This is a genomic window from Rhodococcus sp. B10 (genome assembly GCF_011770055.1).
GTDB lineage: Bacteria > Actinomycetota > Actinomycetes > Mycobacteriales > Mycobacteriaceae > Rhodococcoides > Rhodococcoides kyotonensis_B.
The window spans coordinates 22677-43542 of record NZ_JAAFYV010000007.1; the positions used below are offsets into that span (position 1 = coordinate 22677).

Consider the following 20866-nt stretch of genomic DNA (forward strand, 5'->3'; position numbering starts at 1 on the left):
ATCCGACAATTTTGCCGGTGCGTCTGGTAACAGAGTGGCATACGCCGTCAAAACACTGTCAGATCAGCTGCGGATTCGCCTACTCGGCACGTGGCCAGCTGGCGCGTGCGGTGTCGTTCCGGGGCGGCATTCCGACGTTCTCCACCAGCCTCGACAGACGCCGACGCCCCGTGACGCGTAGCCCCGGCATGGAACCACGAGTACCGATCAGCGTCGGAGCGATACCGGCACGCATCAGTGCCTGAGCGAGAGGCGCATGCGTGTCCGGCGCGTGCGGATCGAGGCCGAGCACGTAGCGCTCGCCGTCGGCCTCGGGACGGCCGGCAGCCAGAACCCACGCGCGGAGCTCGCGCGCGCCCGGCACCCAACCAGGAGGCATGGACTTCACCGCGCCTTTGGTCCACTGGGACGCCAGCGCGGACAACTCGGCCACGGACGCCGTCCGCACGAGGGGACGATCCTCCTCCGAGCGACCGATCTCGGCGACGAGTCCACACTCGGCGATCAGATCCGAGATGGCGTCCGCGCGCCATTCGTCGTCGACGACCACGGAGATCCGAGCACCCGCGCCCGACAGAACGACGTGACCGGTCGACGCCAGCAACCCGCTCAAGTCCGTCACCGACGGCGGCAGCGACTCGGCCGAGAAGAACGACAACTGGTTCACAGTGTGGACAGTAGGACATCGGGTCGAGTCACGACGTCCGATGCGCACGTGTCCGCACACCGAAACCGAAAGACTCTGCGATACCCACGAAACGACTCATCCCCCTCACCGCTCGGCAGAGCCGACACGTGTGAGGGGGATGAGTTTCGTCGATTCGACTCGCCGTGCAGGCGAGCGGATTCGAAATCAGACCGCGCGAACGCCGGTCGCCTGGGGCCCCTTGGTTCCCTGGCCGACCTCGAACTCGACGCGCTGGTTCTCCTCGAGGGTGCGGAAGCCGCTGCCCTGGATCTCGGAGTAGTGAACGAAAACGTCAGCGGAGCCGTCTTCTGGTGCGATGAATCCAAAGCCCTTTTCGGCGTTGAACCACTTCACAGTTCCCTGTGCCATGCTTTTCCTTCTCTTTCTAACACCGGATGCGATGGACAGCACTTACAGTCCACCGGGCCGGTTCCGACCGTTGTACTTCCTGATTTTCCCCCTCAGCAGAACCCCTGCAAGAACAGAGACCCCCTCAGGAAACGCTCCAAAAGCACAGCGCTCGCAACATCGATCCTGCGAGCGTGAAAACGAACACAGAAGCTGCGACCACGTCAAGTCAACCACGACTTGCGGTTTTCCAACAGTCGAAAATGGCAGTTTTCGCCAATTTTGTTGATCTTGAGGACCGTGACAACGCCCGTTGCATCGTTCACCGCCTCCCACCTGGGCCGACGCCCGGCCGCCACACGCCTCGAATCGGGCTGGCGATAGCATGAAAACCGCAGGTCGCGGGCCTGGCCGACGCGGCACGCAGTTTCGAGTGAGCATGGAGAGCATCAGTGACCCAACCGGATCCGTCGAACAGGGGTCATTCGAACGAATGCACCCCGAGCACGCCGGTCGATGGCGGGCAGCCCACTCCCGCTGCCGGTTACGGCCGCGCGCTTCTCGATCGTGTTCTCGCCGGCACTCCTTCGGGAGAGCAGCCACTGACACACGTCGCCGAACTCCCCGGGCGGGAAGCCCAAATAGTCGACTGGCCAACATGGTTGAAGTCCGAAGTACAAGCGACGCTGCGTGATCGTGGGATCCCACGCCCCTGGAGTCATCAGGTCCGCGCCGCAACCCTCGCCAGCGAAGGTCATCACGTTGTCCTGTCAACAGGCACAGCGTCGGGAAAGTCTCTGGCATACCAGATGCCGATTCTGACGACCCTTCTCGACGACGCGCGGGCGACCGCGTTGTACCTGGCTCCGACGAAGGCGCTCGGCGCAGATCAACTTCGCAACACCATTTCGATCACGGACGAGTTACGCGCTGATGCACCGGAACTGGCCGATGTCTTCCCCAGCGCGTACGACGGCGACACCCCGATCGAAATCCGGCAGTGGGCCCGAGCCAACGCGCGGTGGATCTTCACCAACCCCGACATGGTCCACATCGGAATCCTCGGCGCTCACGAGCGCTGGTCCCGGTTCCTGCGGAATCTGCGCTACGTCGTCGTCGACGAATGCCACTACTACCGTGGCGTCTTCGGCTCCAACGTCGCTCTGATCCTGCGGCGTCTTCGACGCGTGTGTGCGCGTTACGGCGCGTCCCCCGTCTTCGTGCTCGCCAGCGCCACCACGTCCGATCCCGGCGCCGCGGCGTCGCGTCTCGTCGGCGCCCCATGTGAGGAGGTGACCGAGGACGGGTCGCCGCACGGGCCACGGACGGTCGCACTGTGGGAACCGCCGCTACTGAAGGAGATCACCGGCGAGAACGGTGCCCCCGTACGAAGATCGGCGGGTGCAGAAGCGTCGCGCATCATGGCGGATCTCGTCGTGGAGGGCGCTCGCACACTGACTTTCGTCCGATCACGGCGCGGAGCGGAGGTCACCGCGTTGGGCACGCAGCGGTTCCTGGCCGACGTCGATCGCGACCTGCCCGCCCGCGTCGCCGCGTACCGCGCCGGGTACCTCGCGGAGGACCGTCGCAAGCTGGAATCCGATCTGTCCGACGGCACTCTTCTCGGTGTGGCGACGACCAACGCTCTCGAATTGGGTGTCGACATAGCGGGTCTCGACGCCGTGGTCGTCGCAGGTTTTCCCGGCACGGTTGCGTCGTTCTGGCAGCAGGCGGGCCGCTCGGGCCGACGCGGTGAAGGATCGCTCGTCGCGCTCGTCGCACGAGACGATCCACTCGACACGTATCTCGTGCACAATCCCGGTGCTTTGCTCGACAAGCCGATCGAGGCAACGGTCACCGACCCGACGAACCCCTACCTCCTCGGACCTCAGATACTCTGCGCTGCAGCCGAACTGCCGATCACCGCCGCGGAAGCCGACGAGTTCGACGCCGAGGCAGTACTCGCCGAACTCGTCGCAGACGGGCTGCTGCGCAAACGCCCGCACGGGTGGTTCATCACACCGGAAGGCGAGAAATACGCACCGCACTCGTCGGTGAACATTCGGGGCGGGAGCGGCACCGAGGTCGCGATCGTCGACGGCGAAACCGGACGCATGCTCGGCACCGTCGACGCCGGAAGAGCCCCTGCCACAGTCCATCCCGGCGCTGTACACATTCACCAGGGCGAATCCTTCGTCGTCGACGATCTGAATCTCGAAGACGGTCTCGCGCTGGTACATCCGGAGCAGCCAGACTGGAACACCTCTGCGCGAGAGACGACGGACATCTCGGTGACGGCCGTGCATTCGCAAGCCATGCTGGGTGAGGTGACGCTCGCGCTGGTTCAGGTGAACGTCACCCATCAGGTGATCGGGTATCTGCGTCGACTGCACTCGGGTGAGGTGCTCGATTCCGTCGAACTCGACATGCCCGAGCAGACCTTGGACACGCGCGCGGTCATGTACACGATCACGCCGGAACTGCTGATCGAGCGTGGCGTGTCGCCCGAACGCTTCCCGGGGTCGTTGCACGCGGCCGAGCATGCCGCGATCGGTCTGTTACCGCTCGTCGCGACGTGCGACCGTTGGGACATCGGCGGTGTGTCGACGGCGCTGCACCCCGACACCGGATTGCCGACGGTGTTCGTCTACGACGGGTACGACGGCGGCGCCGGATTCGCCGAACGAGGCCACCGCGCATTCCGCGACTGGCTGGAGGCGACGAGAGATGCGATCGAGTCCTGCGAATGCCGAACGGGGTGCCCCTCGTGCGTGCAATCTCCGAAGTGCGGCAACGGCAACGACCCGCTCGACAAAGCAGGCGCCATCGTGGTTCTGCAGGCGGTACTCGACGCACTTCCCACCAGGTGACGAACCCGACCCTGTGATGACGAACCACACGAGAACCGGGCCTTTCGTTGGGACCCAGCAAAGACTTTCTCCACTGCCCCACCAAATTGGTTCGAGGCTGCTGGACTAGTAGGATCGCAGAGTCGAAAGGTTCAGCACATGTCGACGGTATCGATAAGCCCCTCAGCCACCGGCCACATTCTCGACAGGGTCGGAGCGCATCATGTCGTGAGCTTCACCTACGAGATCGGTAGGGAGAAGATCAAGGAATTCGCCCGTGCCGTGCAGGACGATCACCTGACGCATTTCGACGACGGCGCCGGTCGCGAACTCGGTCACGACGGCGTCATAGCACCCGTCACGTTCGTCAGCGTCATCGGCACTGCCGTACTTCCCGAGCTGTTCGAGAACCTGCTCATCGGCTACGGCATCGGCGACATCCTGCATACCGATCAGCAGATCAAGCTCCACCGTCCGCTCCGAGCAGGCGACGTACTGTCCAGCGACCTCAGTCTCGAGTCGTTCCGGCAGTCGGGCGGCAGCGACATCATGGTCACCGCCAACGACATCACGGACGCGTCCGGTGAGCTCGTCGCCACGACGAAAACCACCTTCGTCGCGCGCACCGGCGGTAACCCGGAGAGCGAGAATTTCCAAGGTGTACTCGACGGGGTTCTGCGCCAGGGAGGGTAGGTCACGCCGGCCCCGCCCGCGCCGCGGCGGTGGCGTCGCGCACCCCGAAACGCCCGAGCGGCAACGTGATCGACACTTCCACCACGACATCCCACCCGTCGACGGTGCAGTCGACCAACGTGGCCTCCGCACGCTCGACGACGTCTGCTGCCGCGGCACACGCGTCGGCGATTCCGAGATCGAGAGCCGATGCCGCCGCGAGCGCGGACAGGTCCGCCGCCGACTGCGCCCGGTGTCGCCCGCTGATTGCGGATCCGACGTGGACGATCGCGATCACGACGACCACCAACGCCGCCACCGCCAGAGCCGCGAGGACTGTCACGCCCCCGTCGTCACGATCCATCGTCATCCGCCGATTCGATCGCCGCGACAGCCTGCGCGCTGACCGTCAACCCGGGTAGAGCCGTGTCCGCCTCGACACGCACCGTCACGAACCCGCCTGTCGAGGTGACGGTCACCCGCGCCTCGTCCGGCGCCAGATCCACCGTCGACACCGTGTCGCCACGAGCGACGAGCCGTGCCGTCTCGCGTGCCGCATCCACACATCGAACATGCAGCGAGACAGCAAGAATCGCGCCGATGCACATCACGACGACAGCGACGATGGACGCGACCGCGATCGCCGCCTCCACCGTCGCGCCGCCGTCATCGGCTACACGGACGTGTTGAGCGCCTTGTCGATGATTCCCGTCAGTGTGCCCACGATGGAATCGCCCGTCACGACGGTGTACAGAATAGCTCCGAACGCAGCGGCGGCGATGGTACCGATCGCGTATTCGGCCGTGGACATTCCGTCGTCTGCGACGGCTGCAACGACGATGCGTGCCCTCGCCTCTCGAATGATGTTCCCCAACATGGTGTTCCCCCTCCTCGTTCTCCGAGACGGCGGCCCCGTCCCGGAAGTCTGTTACCCCGGCCTTCACAGAAGACCCCCACCCAGCACGGTGCGCGCGAGCCCCACGACGACCGGAACGATGCCCAGGCACACGAACGCGGGCAGAAAACACAGCCCGAGCGGGCCGCTGATCAGCACCCCGGCGCGTTCGGTCGCGGCTGCAGCCGCATCCTCGGCTTGCGCGCGCCTCTCGTCGGCGAGTTCCGCGATACCGTCGGCCAGCGACGCACCTGACCGCGCCGATCGTCGGGCCATCCGTGCCAACGACTCGATGTCCGGCTCGGCCTCCACCGGGGCCCAGGCCGCGTCGGCGTCGGCGCCCAGGACCAGGAGATCCGCAGTGGTGCGCAATGCCGTCCCGAGAGGCTCCGGGGCGGTGTCGGCCACTGCCGCCGCAGCGGTTCCGACCGGCAACCCGCCACGAAGACACGCCGCAAGCAAGTCGAAAGTCGCTGCCACGGAGTGAGAATCGGCGACGGCCACCGGTTCGGCATCGCCCGGTGCCGGGCCGTCCTTCCCGAGACGCCCGAGAGGTGAGGTGGACGCGGGCAGGACGAGCAGCGCCGACGCGGCGCACACCGCAGCCGTCCACATCACCGGACGACCCTGCCGGTGATGGCGTCGGACCACAGCAGTCCAGCGCAGACCAGAGCCGAGCCCACGACCAGCAGCACTCCCCCGAGCCCACCGCCCAGGAGCACGCCGAGCGGTTCGGCTCCCATCAACTGCCCGAGGAGAACCCCGACGACAGGCAGACAGGCGAGCACGGTGGCCGTGGCTCGTGCGCCGGCGAGCCCGGACGTCACTCGATCGCGAAAGCGTCGGCGCGCGGATATGTCCGACCGCGCGGCGGCGAGCAAACCGGCAAGTCCGAGGCCGTATTCGTCGGCGACCTTCCACACGGTGGACAGTCGTGAAAGCTCCTTCGTCAGAACCGAATCCGTGATCGCGAGCCCTGCATGAGCATGCCCGCCGAGTCTCGCACGTCCCGCGGCCCGGCCGAATGCGACCGCCGCGTCGCCGCTGCCCTCGTCGGCAGCGGCCGCGCAGGCGAGCGCCGGATGGGATCCGACGCTCAACTCGCCGATGACGACGTCGAGACCTGCTGCGAGCGAATCGATCTCGACGCGTCGAGCGCGGTCTCGTAGGGCGCGTCGACGACGCACGACGAGAGTGCTCGCGACGACAGCGGTCGCACAGACTGCGCTGACACCGCCGACGAGATAGGTCGACACCAGGAGCGCCACCGCCCCCGATCCCACCGCGACCCTGCGCGAGATGCCGCCCGCCTTCGCGACCTCAGTCGGTCTGCGCAGCAACAACACTCGCCGTCGCGGCCCTGGCAGAACGACGACGGCCGCTGCACAGACAGCGAACGCAAGGGCGCTCATGTCGTTCTCCGTTCGACCATGGCGTCGAACAGTTCTCGGCCTCGGTCGACGTGGCCATGTACGCTCCATGCGGGAACGATGGTCACCGCGCCGTCGGCATCCGGCACGACGACGGCTATCTCGCGCAATCGGCGTGCACCGTCGTGCGCGCGATGCACGTGCAGGACGACCTGAACGGCCGCCGCGAGTTGACTGTGCAGCGCGCCGCGGTCCATACCACCCAGTGCAGCAAGGGCTTCCAGCCGCGGTGGTACCTCGGCAGGCGAATTGGCGTGAATGGTTCCGGCACCACCGTCGTGACCGGTGTTGAGTGCCGTCAACAGGTCGACGACCTCGGCGCCGCGGACCTCACCGACGACGAGTCGGTCGGGCCGCATGCGCAGCGCCTGTCGGACGAGTTGGCGGACCGTCACCTCGCCGATGCCCTCGACGTTCGGCGCGCGCGCCACCAGTCGCACCACGTGTGGATGTGCAGGCGCCAGTTCCGCGGCATCCTCGACGCAGACGATGCGCTCGGTGGGTGCTACCTCGCCGAGGAGGGCCGCGAGCATCGTCGTCTTTCCTGCACCTGTGCCCCCGACGACGAGGAACGCCAGACGCGCGGCGATCATGCGTCGCAACAGCACCAGCGCATCGGACGTGATCGCTCCGCGTGCCGCCAACGCGTCCAGACCCTGCGTCGTCGGACGCAACACGCGCAGCGACAAGCATGTGCCTCCCCGGGCGATCGGCGCGAGAACGGCGTGCAGACGAACACCGAACGTCCCGTCGCCCACTCCGGGCAACTGGCCGTCGACCCACGGCTGCGCGTCGTCCAATCGACGCCCCGCCGACAGGGCCAAACGCTGCGCGAGGCGCCGGACGGCAGCGTCGTCCGCGAATCGAACTGCACTGCGCTCCAAACCTTCTCCTCGATCCACCCACACCTCGTGCGGTGATGTGACCAGTACGTCCGCGACACGAGGATCGACCAGCAGCGTTTCGAGCGGACCCGCGCCGGTCAGTTCGGTCTGAAGCACCCGGAGAGCGTCGAGAAGATCGGTGTCTCCGATGACCCCGCCCGCTTCGATGCGCACCGCACTCGCGACGAGCGCAGGAGTGGGATCCTCCGCCGAACTCGCCAATCGCTCACGGACGCGATCGAGCAGTTCGGCAGTGACGACGGTCGTCATGCTGCCCACCGGCCACGTCGAGGCCGCCGGCCGAATGTCGCAAGGATGTCCTCGGCAGCCACGCGCAACGCCGATCGCCGTCCGAGTACGATGCCTCCACGCTCGACACGCTGGGCCAGGCCTGCGTCGGGCCGCATCGTCGCCAGCAACGGCAGCCCGAGGTTGTCGGCCACATCCACGCCGCGGATGCCACCCGGCGACGGGCCGCGCACGACGAGGCCGACGTTCGTGTTGCGCGAGGTCACGTACGCCGCGACCGTCTGGGCGCTCGCGACAGCGCCGATGTCGGCCGTCACCACGAGAACTACCAGGTCGGCCGCGTCGAGAAGCGCGTCGCTGTGCACTCCTGGATGTCGAGGAACGTCGCACACGACGAGATCGCCTGCCGTCCGACCCGCGTCGACGACGGCTTCGCACGCACGCGCGTCGATGTGGTCCGTCGCGTGACCGGCCGCCAACACCGACAGCCCGTTCACCGACGGGAGCGCACCGTGCAAGGCCTCCGCCGTGACGCGCCCGCCCTCGACGGCGAGCCCCGGCCACCGCAGTCCCTGCACGTCCTCCCAGCCGAGCAGCAGATCGAGACCACCGCCGAAGGCGTCGCCGTCGACGAGCAGCGTTCGTGTGCCGTGCGCCGCGGAGGTCGACGCGAGAGCCGCAGCGAGCGTCGACGCACCGGCTCCTCCGCGGCCACCGATCACGGCGATGGCACCGCCGTCCCCGTCGCGATCACGTGCGTGTGCGGTGAGGACACGTATCAGAGCGTGTTCGTCGTTCGGGAGGCCGAACACGCTGGTCGCACCGACCGATGTTGCGGCGCGCCAGTGTTCGACGTCGGGCTCTCCCCGGGACAGGACGACGACGCCGTCACGCCGCGGGAGCCGGCCCGAGAGCACCTCGGCCGTGTGCGCCGGGTCGAGCAACACGACGTGCGCCCGGTCCCAGTCGAGGCGCCCAGGAGGGGTCGGCCCCTCCGTCGAATCGTGCTCGTGGACAGTGCACTCCGCGGCCGCGGCGACACGAAGCGCATCCGCTCGCAGGACTGCGTCCGCGGTCAGCAGCAGGACCACCCGCGGACGCACAGTCGGTTCTTGTTCCATGAGCGAAGAGACTGCGTGATCTGCGGGCCGTCGCCAAGACTCTTTCCGAGATTGTGGATGAATTCGGGGGCTGTGGATGAATTACTGGACGGTGGTACCACTACCGGCACGAGCGCACTACCGACTGGTAAGTCCGGTTACCGCACAACAGAATCCGCACACCAGGACGAGATGACTGGGCGACACAGGGCCCGAAACAGAGGACGACCCTCGCCAGGGGGGGAGGAGGCGAGGGTCGTCGTCTAGTTCAGCCCCGGGGGGTCGGGCTGAACTCGTCCGAACCGAATCGGACTGCATCAATACTACACCCGGCCAAGGCGCTGTTTGCAAGTTCAAGTTTCATGTTTTCCACCGGTAGTTTCGCTCGAGACATCGGCGAGACACGTCAGCCCTCTATTGTGAGGACCGTGACCACCAGCGCCGGCGCCGACGACGCCGAATCACCTCGCCCTGCCGGAAGAATTGCCGCATTCTTCGACTTGGACAAGACAATTATCGCCAAGTCGAGCACGCTTGCATTCAGCAAGCCGTTCTTCGATCAAGGTCTCATCAACCGACGTGCAGTACTGAAGAGTAGCTACGCGCAGTTTCTGTTCCTCCTCTCCGGAGCAGATCACGATCAGATGGAACGGATGCGCGCTCATATCGCCGCCATGAGCGCCGGCTGGGACGTCGAGCAGATCAGGTCCATCGTCGCGGAAACGTTGCACGACATAGTCGATCCGCTGGTGTTCGCCGAGGCGACCGAACTCATCGCCGATCACAAACTGCGGGGCCACGACGTCGTCGTGGTGTCCGCGTCCGGGGAGGAGATCGTCGCCCCGATCGCGGAGATGCTGGGAGCGGACATCAGCACCGCGACGCGCATGGAAGTCGTCGATGGCCGATACAACGGGACGGTCGAGTTCTACTGCTACGGCGAAGGCAAGGTCGAAGCGATGAAGGAACTCGCCGCGGCCCGAAACTACGATTTGGCACAATGTTTCGCCTATTCGGACTCGATGACGGATCTACCGATGCTGCACGCCGTCGGACATCCGACTGCGGTCAACCCGGATCGCGCTCTGCGCAAGGAAGCGGCGACACAGGGCTGGCCCATCCTCACTTTCTCGAATCCCGTATCCTTGCGCGCCCGGATTCAGGCACCGTCGGGCACGGCCGTTGCGGCAAGTGCCGCAGTGGGTTTCGGTGCTGTGATAGCCGGTGCGGTCACCTACGGATTGCTCCGAAGAAAAGGCTGACAACCCCTTGATGTGAGCCGCACCACAGGGTAGAAAAGAAGCACGGAGAAACGGAAGGCCAAGATCGATCCGGAAGAGAAGGTTCGCTCTCCCGACCCGGACTCCCAGCACGGACATCAGGTACCCACGCGGAGCGCGCCGCTGACATGGCAGAAGCGCTGTGGGCCTGCGAGATTCGGTAGGCGGCAGCAAGAACCCTGCACCGGTTGCAGGGATGACCTCCCTCCTCACCGAACCGGCGCCGAGGCCTCGCGATCCCAGATCGCCACAGCCCACCTATGCACGCTTGGTAACCGGATAGTCCGTGCTGACGGGCGGCGACGCCGACTTTCACAGTCGGCATCGCCGCCTTTCACGTGAGCGGGTGGGCGCGGGACGAGATCAGCTCGCCGACGCGTCGGCGATCGACGTCGCTTCCGCAGCTCCGGCTTCGAGTGCGCCGCAGCACAACATGATCCAACTTCCGACGCCCGTCGCGGTGCCTGCCGAGAAACCGACTGCCCCGTCGCGGTACGCCTGGGATCGACGCATCCAGCTGACCTCGGGGACACCGAGATTGTGCGGATCGAGTCCAGACGCCGTCGCGACCAACCGCGACGCTGCACGGGCCACGATGCCGTCGGCTGTGCCGAAAGGCTTCAGCGTCAACAACTCCCCGTGCACGATCGCCGCGATGACGGGTGCGGGTGCGGACGTTCCGCCGGTGACCAGCTGGGCGAGGAGGTCGAGTCGTTCACCGATGCTGTCGCCTTCACGCGGCCGACCCAGCAGGGAGTCGTCGGTGACGAGATCGGCAGCCGCGAGTAGATGAAGTCGGGCGAGTGCCTGCAGCGGTGCTCGCTTCCACACCGCCAGCATGTTCTGCAACGCGTCGCCGTCGAGTGCCGACGCCACACGCAGCGAGCCGGCGAGGACGGGGTCGCCTTCCTCCCCTTCACGTGGGAAGTCCATGGAACCGCCCTCGAGCGCGGACGACGATCGCGCGGCGCGGACCGCGGCTTCTGCGGCGGTCGCAGGCCATCCGCGTCGATTCGTCTTGTGCCGATGCACGGCGCCCAGCGCGTCGCGGGCACGCTCGGCCGCGTCGGCGATGCCGGGGAGTTCCAGAAGCGGGGCCAGGGGGTCCGTCACGACACACGACGCTACCTGGGCAGGAGCGGAGCCTGCGGAGTGACCCGCAGGCTCCGTCCGTCTCACGCCCCGAGGGGAATGGATCCACCCGGGATGGCAGCGAGTAGACGCTGCGTGTATTCCTGCTTCGGGTTGTCGAAGACCTCGTCCGTCTTGGCCGCCTCGACGATCTCACCCGACCGCATGACGAGGACGTCGTCGGCGATCTGGCGTACGACGGCCAGGTCGTGGGTGATGAAGAGGTACGTCAGCCCCAACTCGGACTGCAGGTCGTTGAGCAGTTCCAGGATCTGGGCCTGCACCAGCACGTCGAGGGCGGATACCGCCTCGTCGCACACCACCATTTCCGGCTGCAGAGCCAACGCACGCGCGATTGCGACACGTTGACGCTGACCACCGGACAGCTCGTTCGGGAACCGCCGCATCACCGATGCGGGCAGCGAGACCTTGTCGAGCAGATCCCGTACGCGCGCTTCGCGTTCCTTCTTGGTTCCGACCCGGTGGGTACGAAGCGGTTCCTCGATGGTCCGGTAGATCGAGTACATCGGATCGAGCGACCCGTACGGGTTCTGGAAGATCGGCTGCACGCGGCGACGGAAGGCGAAGGCCTCCTTGTTGCCGAGACCTGCGACGTCGCGTCCGTCGAACTTCACGGAGCCCTCGGTCGGTTCGAGCAGGCCCAGAACCATCTGTGCGACAGTCGATTTGCCCGATCCGGACTCGCCGACGATGGCCGTCGTCGTGCCGCGCTGGACCGTGAACGACACATCCTTGACGGCTGTGAACAGCGACGACTTGAACGGACTGCCACCACGTAGCTTGAACTGCTTGGTCAGCTTGTCGACGACGAGGACCGTGCTCTTCTCCGGCTCGAACGCAGTTCCCGCTGCCGTCTCCTCGGCGGCGACCTCCTCGGCCACCTCCTTGGCGTGCTCGACGATGTCCTTGCGGGCGACCGACGACGTCAGCCGCTGCGACGCCAGGGACGGCGCCGCGGAGACCAGCTTCTTCGTGTACGGGTGCTGCGGATTCTGCAGGATCTCCAGTGCCGGACCGGATTCCACGATCCGCCCCTTGCTCATCACGACGAGGTGCTCGGCGCGCTCGGCCGCGAGGCCGAGATCGTGCGTGATGAGCAGCACGGCGGTGCCGAGGTCCTTGGTCAAGCCCTCGAGGTGATCGAGGATCTGCCGTTGGACCGTCACATCGAGTGCGGACGTCGGCTCGTCGGCGATCAACAGTTTCGGACGCGCCGACAAGCCGATCGCGATGAGCGCACGCTGACGCATACCTCCGGAGAACTCGTGTGGGTACTGGTTGACGCGCTTCTCCGACTCGGAGAGGCCCGCCTCGTCCAGCAGTTCGATCGCCCGCGCCTTCGCCGCCTTGCCCTTCGCGATGTTGTTGGCGGCCAACGCCTCCTCGATCTGGAAACCGATCTTCCACACCGGGTTGAGGTTGGACATCGGATCCTGCGGGACGAGACCGATCTGGCTTCCACGGACCTCGACGAAGTCTTTCTCCTTCGCCTGAGCGAGATCCTTCCCGTCGAACCAGATCTCGCCTGCCGTCACCTTTCCGGTACCGGGCAGCAAGTTGATGATGGAGTGCGCCGTCGTCGACTTGCCCGACCCGGACTCGCCGACGATCGCGACCGTCTGCCCCGGGTACACCGTCAGGCTGACGCCCCGAACTGCCGGCACCGGGCCGGAATTCGACTGGAACGACACCTCGAGATTCTTGATGTCCAGCAGCGGCTGCTCGATGTTCTCGGTTTCGATGCTCATCGCTTACGTGCCTTCGGGTCGAGAGCGTCGCGCAAGGCGTCGCCCATCATGATGAATCCCAGCACCGTGATCGCCAGTGCGGCAGCGGGATAGAACAGAATGGTCGATCCCTGACGGAGGGTCACCTGCGCGGCACTGATGTCACCGCCCCAGGACACCTCGGTCGGAGGGAGGCCGATACCGAGGAACGACAGCGTCGCCTCGGCGACGATGAACGTACCGAGCGAGATCGTCGTGATGACGATGATCGGCGCCATCGAATTCGGCAGCACGTGCCGAATCAGCGTGCGCACCTTCGATACTCCGAGAGCGCGCGACGCCATCACGTAGTCGTTGTTCTTCGCTGCGAGGACGGCACCTCGGGTGATACGGGCCATCTGCGGCCAACCGAACAGCGCGAGGACCAGAATCACCGTCCAGATGGTGCGGTCGGTGAACAGCTGCATCAGCACGATGGCCGCGAGGATCAGCGGCACACCGAAGAAGATGTCCGTCAGACGCGACAGCAGCGAATCGGCCCAGCCGCCGTAGAACCCTGCGAACGAACCGAACAGGACGCCGATGACGAGCACGAGGAACGTCACGCCGACGCCGGTGAGCACCGACGCGCGGGCGCCGAAGATGGTGCGGGCGTAGATGTCACAGCCCTGGCGGTCGAATCCGAAGATGTGCCCGGACTGCGGTCCCTGCATGCTGAAGTCGAGATTGCAGTAGCGCGGGTCCGTGCTGGTGAACAGACTCGGGAACGCGGCGACGACGATCACCGCGAGAATGATGACCGCCGACACGATGAAGATCGGGCGCTTGCGCAGACTGCGCCACGCGTCGCGCCAGATGCTCGACGGCGTCTCGTCGATGCTGACGGCATCGGTCTGGCTGACGTCGACGACGTCGTCCTTCTCGACGAAACGTGCTTGGCGGACTGCGCGTCCCGCCTGCGGTGTAGTTGACTCAGGCATAGCGGATCCTTGGGTCGAGCGCTGCATAGAGGAGATCGACGACGAGGTTCGCGAGGAGATACACGACGATCAGAACGGTCACGAACGAGACCACCGTCGGCGCTTCGCCCCGGATGACGGCCTGATAGATCGTGCCGCCGACACCGTTGATGTTGAAGATTCCCTCGGTGATGATCGCGCCGCCCATCAATGCGGCGAGGTCGGCGCCGAGGAACGTGACGACCGGGATGAGCGAGTTGCGGAGCACGTGCACGTTGACGACGCGGCTGCGCGACAAGCCTTTTGCCGTCGACGTGCGGACGAAGTCGGCGTTCAAGTTCTCCGCCACCGACGTCCGCGTCAGACGCACCACGTACGCGAACGACACCGCACCGAGCACGAAGGCGGGTAGCAACAGGTTCTTGAAACTCGTGTTGCCACCGACGGTGGGCGGGACGATGCCCCATTTGATGCCGATGAAGAACTGCGCGAGGAAGCCGATGACGAAGATCGGCACGGCGATGATGACGAGGCTGACGACGAGGACCGTCGAGTCGAACAACTTGCCCTTGCGCAGGCCTGCGATCAGACCGAAGCCGACGCCGAACACACCCTCGATGACGAGAGCCATCGCCGCGAGCTTGGCGGTGATCGGAAATGCTTGAACGAGAACTTCACTGACCGGGCGGCCCGAGAACGACATTCCGAAGTCGAACGTGAAAATGCCCTTCAGATACAGCAGATACTGCACGATGAACGGCTGGTCGAGGTTGTAGCGGGCACGAAGCTGGTCGGCGACGGCCGGGCTGATGGCTTTGTCTCCCGCGAGCGCTGCAATGGGGTCGCCGGGAAGCAGAAAGACCATGGCATAGATCAGAAATGTTGCCCCGATGAAGACGGGGATCATCTGAAGTAATCGGCGTCCGATGTACCAAAGCATCGGATCACCTCCTTCGAGAAAAGGCGGACGTCACCGAGACGACGTGAATTCGGGGGAAGCACACGAGCAGGGCGGTAGGTGAAGACCTACCGCCCTGCTCGGTCTCATGAGGATGGAGCTACTTCGATCAGTTCTTCTCGATCGCGTAGTAGATCGGGATACCGTCCCAGCCGATCTGAACGTTGCTCACGTTCTCGGACCAACCGCTGGCCGCGTTGCGGTACCAGTTGGGGACCGCGGGCAGGTCGTTCAGAAGAATCGACTGAGCCTGGTTGATCAGGTCCTGCGCCTTGTCCTTGTCGGTCTCGCTGGCCGACTCGCGGAGCAGACGGTCGAACTCGGGGTTCGAGTAGTCACCGTCGTTGGAGCTGCCGCCGGTCTGGTAGTTCTGCGCCAGGAAGCCGTACTGCTGCGGGTAGTCACCCTGCCAGCCCGAACGGAATGCCGTCGGGATGGTGCGGTTGGTGGCTTCGGTACGCAGCTGCGCGAACGTCGGGTACGGGGCGCCCTGCGCCTCGATACCGAGGGTGTTGCGGATGCTGTTGGTGACAGCGTCGACCCATTCCTGGTGTCCGCCATCGGAGTTGTACGCGATGGCGAACGTGCCGGACCACGGTGCGATCGCGTCGGCCCGTGCCCAGAGTTCCTTGGCGCCTTCGGGGTCGTACTCGACGTTTCCTTCGTTCTCGAGCGAGTCCGTGTATCCCTCGATGGCCGGGCTGGTGAAGTCCTTGGCCGGGGTACGGGTGTTGTTGAAGATCTGCTCGGTGATCTGGTCGCGGTTGATCGCCTTGGAGATCGCCTGACGACGCAGAACACCTTCTTCACCGCCGAAGTGCGCGAGGCGGCCCGGGATGGTGAACGTCTCGATGCTGGCCGACGGCTGGTTCACCGTGCGGTCCGGCAGGTCGGTCTCGAACGTCGTCACAGCAGAGGACGGGACGTTGTCGAGAACGTCGACGTTGTTCGACAGCAGATCCGTGTACGCGGTGTCGAGGTTGCTGTACAGGATGAAGTTGATGCCGCCGTTGACGGGCTTGCGGTTGCCGTCGTAGTCCGGGTTGGTGACCAGGTCGATGCGGACGTTGTGCTGCCATGCACCTTCCTGCGCGAACTTGTACGGGCCGTTGCCGATCGGGTTCTCGCCGAACGCAGCCATATCGGCGTAGGCGACCTCGGGCAGCGGGTAGTACGCGGCGAAACCGAGACGATCCGGGAACGCAGCTTCGGGCTGCTTCAGCTGAATCGTGAACGTCTTGTCGTCGACGACCTGGAGACCGGACATCGTCTGAACCGTCGGGTTCTCGGCCGCGACCTCGTCGTAGCCCTGGATGGGATCGAAGAACGAACCCTGAAGCTGCGCGTTGGTGGACAGCGCGCCGTAGTTCCACGCGTCGACGAAGGACTTCGCCGTGACCGGGGAGCCGTCGGTGAACGTCCAGCCGTCCTTCAGCGTGACGGTGTAGTTCTGGCCGTCGGTCGTGTCGATGGACTCGGCGACTTCGTTCTCGACGCCGCCTTCCGGCGTGTACGAGACGAGACCGGCGAAGATGGAGTCGACGACGCGTCCGCCGGTGTTCTCGCTGGTGTTGGTGGGAACGAGCGGGTTCTGCGGCTCACCGCTCCATGCGTTGACGATCGCGGAACCATCACCGGATCCACCGCCGCTGGACGAGTCACTCGACGAGCACGCTGTCACCAGCGCGGCTCCTACGACGACCGCAACCGCGGCAGTCGCGATGCGCGTTCTACGCAAAGCAAATCCTCTCTTCGGTTCGATCGCGGGTTCGCCGCGATCGACCCCATGGGCGTCACGCCCACGGAGTATGTGGGGGCGACCGCCTACCCCGCGTCGTACGCGGGGGCAACGATCTGAATACACAGGACTCTAGACACATCCTGAGATGACGATGTGAGCTCCCCCGCAAATTGCTGACTCACGAGTAACCACGCAACATGATCGAAACGTTTCGGCAACTCGTTTTCGACGCCGCACGCGCCCCTACGTTCGGACCTGCCCGACGGGACGGCCCTGAATACCGCCTACCGCGCCAAACCGACCGATCGCCGCAGATCACAGGGTTGCACGGCGCTGCAACGATGCGACCGCGCTCACATGTGACTACGCTCACTAGCGCCTGCAAGCCCGTGTTCGGTGATGTGCTGAGCGGCGAAATCGACGGACGAAAGAGAGCTATTCGAGATGACGACCAGTACCTCCGGAGCCCATGAGACCGCGTCGGATTCGTATCCGCCCTCCGCGGATTTCGCGGCTCAGGCGAACGCGACTGCGGACCTGTACACCGAGGCCGAGAAGGACCGTCTGGCGTTCTGGGCCGAGCAGGCACGCAGGCTGCACTGGCACACCCCGTTCACCGAGGTGCTCGACTGGTCCGATGCGCCCGTTGCGAAGTGGTTCGGCGACGGCGAACTCAACGTCGCCTACAACTGCGTCGACCGGCATGTGCTCGACGGGCACGGCGACCAGGTCGCGATCCACTGGGAAGGCGAGCCGGGCGATTCTCGCGATGTCACCTACTCGGATCTGCTCGCCGAGGTGTCCCAGGCCGCGAACACGTTGACCGACCTCGGACTCGTCGCCGGCGACCGCGTCGCGATCTACATGCCGATGATCCCCGAAGCGATCGTTTCCATCCTCGCGTGCGCCCGCCTCGGACTGACCCACTCGGTCGTCTTCGCCGGCTTCTCCGCCACCGCCCTGCGCTCCCGCGTCGACGACGCCGAAGCCAAACTCGTCATCACCACCGACGGCCAATGGCGACGCGGCAAGCCCGCCCCGATCAAAGCCACCGTCGACGAAGCAGTCGACGGCGCCGCCTCCATCGAGCATGTTCTGGTCGTCAAGCGCACCGACTCCGAGGTTTCCTGGACCGACGGGCGCGACCTGTGGTGGCACGACACCGTCGCCAAGGCGTCCACCGAGCACGAGGCGCAGCCGTTCCCGGCCGAGCACCCACTGTTCATCCTCTACACCTCGGGGACGACGGGTAAGCCCAAGGGCATCATCCACACCTCGGGCGGCTACCTGACGCAGACCTCGTACACCCACCACAACGTCTTCGACCACAAGGCCGGCAAGGACGTCTACTGGTGCACCGCCGACATCGGTTGGGTCACAGGGCATTCCTACATCGTGTACGGCCCGCTCTCGAACCGTGCAACTCAGGTGGTCTACGAAGGAACCCCCAATTCGCCTGACGAGCACCGGCATTGGAACGTCATCGAGAAGTACAAGGTGTCGATCTACTACACCTCCCCCACCCTTGTGCGCACATTCATGAAGTGGGGCAAGGAGATTCCCGAAGCACACGACCTGTCGACGGTCCGCCTGCTGGGTTCGGTCGGTGAACCCATCAACCCCGAAGCGTGGCGCTGGTTCCGCGACGTCGTCGGCGGCGGCACCGCACCCATCGTCGACACCTGGTGGCAGACCGAGACCGGATCGATCATGGTCTCCCCGCTCCCCGGCGTCACCTCGACCAAACCCGGCTCCGCACAGACACCGCTACCGGGCATCTCGGCGAAGATCGTCGACGACGACGCCCAGCCTCTCGGCCCCGGCGGCAACGGCTACCTCGTTCTCGACCAGCCCTGGCCGTCGATGCTCCGCGGAATCTGGGGCGACATGGATCGCTACAAGGAAACCTACTGGTCCCGCTACCCAGAGCAGGGCTGGTACTTCGCCGGTGACGGCGCCCGCTTCGACGACGACGGCGACCTGTGGGTCCTCGGCCGCGTCGACGACGTCATGAATGTCTCCGGCCACCGCATCTCCACCAGCGAGGTCGAATCCGCTCTCGTCGGGCATCACGGTGTTGCCGAGGCCGCCGTCGTCGGCGCCGCGGACGAGACCACCGGTCAGGGCATCGTGGCGTTCGTGATCCTGCGCTCCGGAGTGGAGAACACCGGCGACGACCTCATCGCTGAGCTGAAAGCCGAAGTGGCCAAGGAGATCTCACCGATCGCAAAGCCACGGGAGATTTCGATCGTTCCCGAACTGCCGAAGACCCGCTCCGGCAAGATCATGCGACGCCTCCTGCGTGACGTCGCCGAAGGCCGCGACCTCGGCGACACCTCCACGCTCGTCGACCCCGCTGTCTTCGAGGCGATCAAGAAAGGCCGCTGACGCGGCTCGTGCGTGCGAATGTATAGCCCGCTATACATTCGCACGCACGTGTGTTTACACGTTCTCGAGCTGCTGATCCCTGGTCTCCCGCATGACGATCAGCGAGATCAACGTCAGTGCGGCAACGATGGCCAGGTAGACACCGACCCAGCCGACGCCGTAGGACGACACCAGCCACGTCGCGATGAACGGCGCCACCGCGGCACCGAGGATCGACGACGTGTTGTACGCGATTCCCGATCCGGTGTAGCGCACGTTCGTCGAGAAGAGTTCGGGCAGAACGGCACTCATCGGGCCGAACGTCAGACCCATCAGTGCGAGTCCGATGCACATGAACACCAGCATCCGACCCGCGGTCGCCTCCGACGGAGCGGCGAGCCAGTTGAACGACAGACCGAACACGATGATCGCCGCCGTGATGACGATCAGCGTGGGGCGACGACCGAAGCGGTCCGCGAGCCAGCCCGCGACCGGGATGAGTGCGGCGAAGAACAGCACGGCGATCAGCTGCAGTTCGAGGAAGTCGGTGTACGGAATGGTGATCTTCGGACCGTTGACGTCGGACACCTTGCCGGTGCCGTAGCTGACCACCCACGTCGTCATGATGTAGAAGAGCGTGTACGTCGCGAGCATGACGAACGTGCCGATGATGAGCTGACGCCAGCTGGTCTTGAAGACCTCTGCGAGCGGCGTCTTGACCTTCTGTCCACGCTGGACGGCGAGCTTGAACACCGGCGTCTCCTCGAGCTTCAGACGCACGTAGAGACCGATGATCACCATGACGGCGCTGAGCAGGAACGGGATTCGCCAGCCCCACGTGAGGAACGCGTGGTCGGTGCCGGAATTGGCCGCGTCGTAACCCGTCATCATGACGATGAGCAGGAAGATGCCGTTGGCGAAGAAGAAGCCGATCGGCGCACCGAGCTGCGGGTACATAGCAGCCCAGGCGCGCTTGCCCGGCTTCGCGGTTTCCGTCGCGAGCAGTGCTGCGCCACTCCACTCGCCGCCGAGGCCGACGCCCTGCGCGAAGCGCATCAACGCCAGCAACGCGGGCGCGAGAATGCCTGCGGCTGCGTACGTCGGCAACAGTCCGATCGCGAACGTGGCGATACCCATCGTCAGCAGCGAGCCGACGAGAGTGGCCTTGCGTCCGATTCGGTCACCGAAGTGGCCGAACAGGATTGAGCCGACGGGACGAGCGACGAAAGCGAGGCCGAACGTGGCGAACGACGCCAGCAGAGCCGTCGTGTCGTTGCCAGCCGGGAAGAACAGCTTGGGGAAGACCAGAACGGCCGCGGTGGCGTAGATGTAGAAGTCGAAGAATTCGATCGACGTCCCGACCATGGAAGCAACGACGATACGAGACCGTGGTACCTCCGGTGCCGGTGCCGTGGTGCCGTCGCCGGGAACGGCGGAGGTAGTGCTCACGGTTGTGCTCCTGAAGAGAGGGTATGTACGAGTGTGCAAATTACCTGATCACAACCTGAGAAAATCAGCGGATCCCGAATATCGGGGACATGGACGGCAGCCGCCTGAGCGCTTCCGA

19 protein-coding genes are annotated in these 20866 nt (G+C 65.3%); 4 read left to right on the plus strand and 15 right to left on the minus strand.

The window, feature by feature from the left end; translation table 11 throughout:
* Window positions 1–79: 79 nt before the first annotated feature.
* Together RhoFasB10_RS06530 and RhoFasB10_RS06535 are read right to left on the minus strand one after the other, a co-directional pair.
* Window positions 80–667 (minus strand): hypothetical protein, encoded by a 588-nt coding sequence (locus tag RhoFasB10_RS06530; RefSeq protein WP_167675673.1) that lies wholly within the window; start codon window positions 665–667, stop codon window positions 80–82.
* Window positions 668–853: 186 nt separating this feature from the next.
* On the minus strand, window positions 854–1057 hold the full coding sequence (locus RhoFasB10_RS06535; protein ID WP_005248460.1) for a cold-shock protein: 204 nt from the start codon (window positions 1055–1057) through the stop codon (window positions 854–856).
* Window positions 1058–1638: 581 nt separating this feature from the next.
* On the opposite strand from RhoFasB10_RS06535, the gene RhoFasB10_RS06540 reads away from it, so the two are divergent.
* Window positions 1639–3906: a DEAD/DEAH box helicase gene (locus RhoFasB10_RS06540; RefSeq protein ID WP_068426688.1), complete on the plus strand. Its 2268-nt coding sequence runs from the start codon at window positions 1639–1641 to the stop codon at window positions 3904–3906.
* Window positions 3907–4044: 138 nt separating this feature from the next.
* A complete protein-coding gene (locus RhoFasB10_RS06545; protein WP_068426555.1) occupies window positions 4045–4578 on the plus strand; it encodes a MaoC family dehydratase N-terminal domain-containing protein in 534 nt (177 codons plus the stop codon).
* 1 nt (window position 4579) lies between these two features.
* Here RhoFasB10_RS06545 and RhoFasB10_RS06550 read toward each other — a convergent pair whose 3' ends face one another.
* The 7 genes from RhoFasB10_RS06550 to ssd form a co-directional block, all read right to left on the minus strand.
* Window positions 4580–4927 (minus strand): Rv3654c family TadE-like protein, encoded by a 348-nt coding sequence (locus RhoFasB10_RS06550; protein WP_068426557.1) that lies wholly within the window; start codon window positions 4925–4927, stop codon window positions 4580–4582.
* The gene (locus tag RhoFasB10_RS06555; protein ID WP_068426559.1) at window positions 4911–5210 is read right to left on the minus strand and encodes a TadE family type IV pilus minor pilin; all 300 of its coding nucleotides are present in this window, start codon (window positions 5208–5210) and stop codon (window positions 4911–4913) included. Before RhoFasB10_RS06555 ends, RhoFasB10_RS06550 begins: the two co-directional genes overlap by 17 nt.
* Before the next feature lie 20 nt (window positions 5211–5230).
* Window positions 5231–5434: a DUF4244 domain-containing protein gene (locus RhoFasB10_RS06560; protein WP_068426563.1), complete on the minus strand. Its 204-nt coding sequence runs from the start codon at window positions 5432–5434 to the stop codon at window positions 5231–5233.
* A gap of 63 nt (window positions 5435–5497) precedes the next feature.
* Window positions 5498–6067 carry a type II secretion system F family protein gene (locus RhoFasB10_RS06565; RefSeq protein WP_068426564.1) on the minus strand — a complete coding sequence of 190 codons (570 nt, stop codon included), beginning with the start codon at window positions 6065–6067 and terminating at the stop codon, window positions 5498–5500.
* Window positions 6067–6864, minus strand: coding sequence for a type II secretion system F family protein (locus RhoFasB10_RS06570; RefSeq protein WP_068426565.1), 798 nt, complete (start codon window positions 6862–6864; stop codon window positions 6067–6069). Before RhoFasB10_RS06570 ends, RhoFasB10_RS06565 begins: the two co-directional genes overlap by 1 nt.
* Window positions 6861–8036, minus strand: coding sequence for a TadA family conjugal transfer-associated ATPase (locus RhoFasB10_RS06575; RefSeq protein ID WP_084423775.1), 1176 nt, complete (start codon window positions 8034–8036; stop codon window positions 6861–6863). The genes RhoFasB10_RS06570 and RhoFasB10_RS06575 overlap by 4 nt, the downstream gene beginning before the upstream one ends.
* A complete protein-coding gene (gene ssd / locus RhoFasB10_RS06580) occupies window positions 8033–9136 on the minus strand; it encodes a septum site-determining protein Ssd (RefSeq protein ID WP_167675675.1) in 1104 nt (367 codons plus the stop codon). Before ssd ends, RhoFasB10_RS06575 begins: the two co-directional genes overlap by 4 nt.
* Window positions 9137–9543: 407 nt before the next feature.
* On the opposite strand from ssd, the gene RhoFasB10_RS06585 reads away from it, so the two are divergent.
* The gene (locus tag RhoFasB10_RS06585) at window positions 9544–10377 is read left to right on the plus strand and encodes an HAD-IB family hydrolase (protein WP_068426691.1); all 834 of its coding nucleotides are present in this window, start codon (window positions 9544–9546) and stop codon (window positions 10375–10377) included.
* 381 nt (window positions 10378–10758) lie between these two features.
* On the opposite strand, the gene RhoFasB10_RS06590 is transcribed toward RhoFasB10_RS06585, so the two are convergent.
* From RhoFasB10_RS06590 to RhoFasB10_RS06610, 5 genes are all read right to left on the minus strand, one after another.
* Window positions 10759–11508 (minus strand): oxidoreductase, encoded by a 750-nt coding sequence (locus RhoFasB10_RS06590; protein ID WP_068426574.1) that lies wholly within the window; start codon window positions 11506–11508, stop codon window positions 10759–10761.
* Between the two features lie 62 nt (window positions 11509–11570).
* On the minus strand, window positions 11571–13295 hold the full coding sequence (locus tag RhoFasB10_RS06595; protein WP_068426576.1) for an ABC transporter ATP-binding protein: 1725 nt from the start codon (window positions 13293–13295) through the stop codon (window positions 11571–11573).
* A complete protein-coding gene (locus RhoFasB10_RS06600) occupies window positions 13292–14254 on the minus strand; it encodes an ABC transporter permease (protein WP_068426578.1) in 963 nt (320 codons plus the stop codon). Before RhoFasB10_RS06600 ends, RhoFasB10_RS06595 begins: the two co-directional genes overlap by 4 nt.
* Entirely contained in the window at window positions 14247–15173 is a 927-nt protein-coding gene (locus tag RhoFasB10_RS06605; RefSeq protein ID WP_068426581.1) for an ABC transporter permease, read from the minus strand. The genes RhoFasB10_RS06600 and RhoFasB10_RS06605 overlap by 8 nt, the downstream gene beginning before the upstream one ends.
* 127 nt (window positions 15174–15300) lie before the next feature.
* Window positions 15301–16929, minus strand: a complete 1629-nt coding sequence (locus RhoFasB10_RS06610) for an ABC transporter substrate-binding protein (RefSeq protein WP_114330464.1) — start codon at window positions 16927–16929, stop codon at window positions 15301–15303.
* Between the two features lie 447 nt (window positions 16930–17376).
* Here RhoFasB10_RS06610 and acs point away from each other — a divergent pair, with 447 nt between their 5' ends.
* On the plus strand, window positions 17377–19320 hold the full coding sequence (gene acs / locus RhoFasB10_RS06615; protein ID WP_167675677.1) for an acetate--CoA ligase: 1944 nt from the start codon (window positions 17377–17379) through the stop codon (window positions 19318–19320).
* A 54-nt stretch (window positions 19321–19374) separates the two neighbouring features.
* On the opposite strand, the gene RhoFasB10_RS06620 is transcribed toward acs, so the two are convergent.
* Window positions 19375–20748: an MFS transporter gene (locus RhoFasB10_RS06620; RefSeq protein ID WP_243636750.1), complete on the minus strand. Its 1374-nt coding sequence runs from the start codon at window positions 20746–20748 to the stop codon at window positions 19375–19377.
* Window positions 20749–20866 lie beyond the last annotated feature (118 nt).